Source organism: Mycobacterium sp. (assembly GCF_032162605.1).
Taxonomy (GTDB): Bacteria; Actinomycetota; Actinomycetes; order Mycobacteriales; family Mycobacteriaceae; genus Mycobacterium.
In genome coordinates, this window is record NZ_JAVROT010000341.1 from 1 (window position 1) to 3991 (window position 3991).

At 66.5% G+C, this 3991-nt stretch carries 2 protein-coding genes and 1 pseudogene; all 3 read right to left on the minus strand.

All coding sequences use genetic code 11. The annotated features are described in order from the left end of the window. A partial coding sequence (locus tag QOI01_RS19380) for an asparagine synthase family amidotransferase (RefSeq protein WP_526383767.1) occupies window positions 1–770 on the minus strand: 770 nt, incomplete at its 3' end. 16 nt (window positions 771–786) lie between these two features. Beyond that, window positions 787–2145 (minus strand): circularly permuted type 2 ATP-grasp protein, encoded by a 1359-nt coding sequence (locus QOI01_RS19385; protein ID WP_526383769.1) that lies wholly within the window; start codon window positions 2143–2145, stop codon window positions 787–789. 177 nt (window positions 2146–2322) lie between these two features. After that, window positions 2323–3411 (minus strand): annotated as a pseudogene (locus tag QOI01_RS19390) (carboxylate-amine ligase); the annotation flags it as partial. Window positions 3412–3991 lie beyond the last annotated feature (580 nt).

The following is a 3991-nucleotide window of genomic DNA, read 5'->3' on the forward strand; positions in this document are numbered from 1 at the left end:
ATGCGGCGCACCACCGCAGTGCGCAGCGCGTCCATGATCGCGTCCTGCCAGTCGCGAGCGCTCCACGAGGCGCGCGCCAGATCGCGCTCGAAAACCGGTGTCCAGTAGACGGTGTCGGCGTGTGAACCGTCCGGCTGGATCACCCGTACCGTCGCCGGCGGCAGCTTGCGCACACCTCGGTACATGGTGCGGGGCGCAGGAACCACCGAATGGAAGCTCATGTAGTGGTGCAGCGCCGAACGGTCCAGTTCGGTGTCGACTTCTCCGGCCTTCAGCAGGGCGCGCACGGTGGAGGCGAACCGCAGCCGCCCCGGTCGTTCGGCAAGGTACAGCGGCTTTATCCCGAGTCGGTCACGGGCGAGGGTCACCACACCCGAAGCGCGGTCGGCGATCGCGAAGGCGAACATGCCCTTGAAGCGGTCCACGCACCGGGTGCCCCACCGGTGGAACGCCTTGATCACCACCTCGCTGTCGGCTGCCGAGAAGAACCGGTAACCGACGGCTTCCAGCTCCGTGCGCAAGTCCTCGTAGTTGTAGATACAGCCGTTGAACACCAACGTGAGTCCGAGGTCGCTGTCCACCATCGGCTGGGCGCCGCACGCGGACAGGTCGATGATCGACAGCCGTCGGTGCCCGAGAGCGATCGGTCCCTGGGCGACGACGCCGTCTGAATCCGGGCCGCGGGATTCCATCGCATCAGTCATCCGGGCGACCGCGGCGACGTCGGCAGACCGACCGTCGAAGCGGAGTTCCCCGCAGATGCCGCACACGTCGTGTTCCGTTCCCCTACGTCGATGCCTGATGACGCCGGTCGTCCCCGGTAAGTATCCAGGTGTCCTTGCTGCCGCCACCCGACGAGGAGTTGACGATCCGTGACCCGTGGGCCGCCACTCGGGTCAATCCGGCAGGCATGACCTCGGCGGTCACGTGATCCGTCGCATCGGGGCGCAGATGCACGAAGGCGCGCAGGTCGACGTGATGCGGGTACATGCCCTCACCGTCGAACGTCGGATGGGTGGACAGCGCGATCGACTCCTGGGCGATGAAACGCTCGGGCTGGCTCAGTAGTTCGCGTCGACGAGCCTCGAGTGCTTCTTCCGTCGCTTCCGGACCGATGAGGACGCCGATTCCTCCGAATCCGTCGATGGGTTTGACCACCAGTTCAGCGATGTTGTCGAGCACATAGTCGCGTTGCGCGCGTTCGGCGCAGATCCACGTGGGCACCTGCGCGAGTATCGGCTGCTCGCCGAGGTAGTACTCGATCATCGCCGGCACGTGCGCGTAAATCGCCTTGTCGTCCGCAATCCCGTTGCCGAGCGCGTTGGCGATCGTCAACGTGCCTTCGCCGACCGCGTCGAGTAGGCCGGATCGGAGCGGAGCGCCGTCGTAGCCGGTGGACGACAGCAGCATGTCCTCGTCCATCCGCGCGTACACGACGTCGACGGATTGAACGTGGGAACCGATGTGCCGCAACAATTTTCCATCGCACACTGAGAGAGCGGAGGACTGAACCAGTGGGATGCCCAGCTCGGCCGCCAGGAAGGTGTGCTCGAACCAAGCTGAGTCATCCCAGCCGCCGGAAAGGAGTGCCACCGATGGTTCGCCTTCGCATCGCGCGGGCGCCGACGCTCGCAGCGTCTCCAGGAGCATCGCCGGCACCAGGTCAGCGTCGGCGATCTCGCGAGGTGGTACGACTTCGGGGAGGTGTTTGGTCAACAGCCGGCGATTCACGATGGCGTACGCGATCCCCGACGGGATGCGCAGATTGTCCTCGAGAACCATCCAGTTCCCGGCACCGTCGCACACCAGGTCGGTGCCGCAGATGTGCGCGCGCACCGCGTCCCGCGACAATCGGCCCGCCGATCGGAACGCGGGCGCCCGATCCAGCGCATGTACCCCAACCACACCGTCGCAGACGATGGCCTGGTCGGAATAGACGTCACGCAGGAAGGCATTCAGTGCCTTTGCTCGCTGCCCCAGCCCTGGTTTCAGGTACGCCCACTCGTCGGCCGCGATGAGTCGCGGCATCAGGTCCAGCGGGAACACCTGCGCACAGCTCTGGCCGCTGACTCGGAAGGTGATGTTCTCGGCGCGCTGATCCTGTTCGACGGAGCTCTCGCGGGCCCGCAGCACGGCCACCCCCATATCGGCGACGGACCGCAGGATCTCGTCGTATGCGGGCCGAGGCAGACCCTCGGTATCGACCGCTTCGTCGTAGCTCGGCGCGCGCTTGTCGACGGGATCGAACACGCGGTAGGGGTGGTATCCAAACAGCAGTGTGGGGTCCTCTGTGACTGCGGGCGCCGCGTCGGGCCAGCGGCCCGCGGTTTCGTCGATCAATTGGTCGACGACGTCGGTGAGGCGGCCGCGCCTGCGCAGTGCCCTGCGCTGCCGCGCGGCTGAAGTGCCTGCGATCAGCACTCCGTCGGCCAGCTCGCTGACCACGTCCCAGTCCCCCGCCGCCTCCAATTGTGGACGCACCAGCCGCAGCAGTTCCGTCACGACTTCCACGGCGGGCCGGCCCTGTGGGCCCGTCACGTCAACGAGGTCACCTTCGAGCCCGGAGCGGGCGGCGCGCCACAGCGCCGCGCGACCCAGCGGTGCGGAGATCGCCAGGGCGGGCGCCCCTGCGCGCAATCCATCCGCCTCACGTTCGACCATTGCCCGAAACAGGCCGGCGATCAGCACGATGGTGTCTACCGAAGGGCAGCTGTCGCAGACCCGAAGCTCGAGGGTCGGCGCCTCGACCGCAGGCCGGACGTCGAAGTACACCATGCCATTGTCGGCGATCGCGCCACTGCTGACCAGGTCGGCGACCAGCCGGTCGTATTCGGCCGCCGACGAAACCGGCGCTGCCAGGCCCGTCGTCGGCCAGCGCTGCCACACCAAGGTCCGCCCACTGGAATAGCCGGTGTCGGAGCCGTCGGCCCAGAAGGGTGAGCTTGCGCTCAGTGCAAGGAGAATCGGCACGAACGGCGCAACCCGGTTCGCGACGGCAACCGACTCGTCGCGGTCGTCGATGCCGATGTGTATCTGGGTACCGCAGATGAGCTGTTCGCGGGCCAGCAGCTGGTAGTCCGCCAGCATCTGTCGATAGCGCGGGGTTTGAGTGACCTGCATCTCGGCTGGCACCAACAACGGCACCGCCCCCGCTGCGACCACGCCGATCCCGAGCTTCGTTGCGGCATCGACGAGAGTTTTTCGGTGTCTTTGCAGGTCGGCCCGCAGCCCATCGAGCGTGTCGACGACCTCGCTGTTCATCTCGACTACGCACCGCTGAAGCTCGGCCACGTAGCTGTCGGACAACTCGGCCAAGAGTTCCGGCGCTCGTGCGGTCAGGCGCCTGGTCTTGAGATCGACGAGGTGGAATTCCTCCTCGACTCCCATCGTCCGTAGCGTCACGTCTGGCACTTACCCACGTTTATTGCCGCTCAATACAACCGTGCAAGGCCGGACGCCGGTCATCGAAAGTCCTACGGACTGGGCGTACCGCCCTGGCAGCGCGACATGCGCTTGAACCCTCGATGCGGTCCGTGCGGGCGCGAGGAGAGGGCAGGAGGCCCTTTTGGTTCGCCAGCTGACGTGGACATTGACGTGACGTGCCCGCTTACAAATACGAACTCTGAACGCGGTTATACGGTGGAAATAAGGGTGTGGAGCTAACGGGACTCGAACCCCTGACCCGACCGGTCGGAATGCCCACCGAAGTGCGCTCTCCCTCGTCCGGTGGCGGTTCATCGTCCAGCGGCTCCGGCGGCAGTGGCAGCGGACCCGTGTAGGCGGTCTCGACTATCGGCGGCACCGCCGGTGCCGCTTCGCTGCCGGCGCCAGAACTCGCCCTCCATCCGCTGAATCCGGTGGATTCCCCACCACCAGCCCGCGGGCCACCCGACCGTCGCCGACCGCGCGAGTCGCTCTCCGGTCGCGGCGAAAGCCCTTCGCGTCGAACGTCATCGACGCTGACTGCCATCTCAGCGGTTCCCGCAGCCGT

Excerpts from the sequence above, each read along its gene's own strand:
- QOI01_RS19385 (WP_526383769.1), bottom strand. The coding sequence starts at position 2,145 with ATGGGGGTGGCCGTGCTGCGGGCCCGCGAGAGCTCCGTCGAACAGGAT.